The 292-nt window shown below is 32.9% G+C and carries 1 pseudogene; it reads right to left on the bottom strand.

The window, feature by feature from the left end:
* Positions 1 to 292 (bottom strand): annotated as a pseudogene (locus ELQ12_RS10305) (hypothetical protein); the annotation flags it as partial.

Raw genomic sequence — 292 nt, 5'->3', positions numbered from 1 at the left:
TTAAGTCCTAAACTCTCAAAATACTCCATCATTTCAAAACTTTGACTCTTATCATAAGCGATCCCTGCCCAAGCTAAGGTAGAACTAGGGCTAAAAAAAGGTATAGGATGATCATACCAATATACCTTACGACGTTTCTCTAAAAATACTTCAGGCACGGGATAATCTTTTAAAAACTCTTTCACTTCTTTAAGTTTATTATCTTTAATAAGATCAAAAAACTCCCAACCTAACTCCCTTATAGCTTCTTCATCCATAGCTTGCATTTCTTCTAAAGTTTTCATTTGTTTTT

Origin of the sequence: Campylobacter sp. US25a, from assembly GCF_004379075.1 — a bacterium.
Classification (GTDB): domain Bacteria; phylum Campylobacterota; class Campylobacteria; order Campylobacterales; family Campylobacteraceae; genus Campylobacter_D; species Campylobacter_D jejuni.
This window is presented reverse-complemented; position numbering and strand designations above follow the sequence as displayed.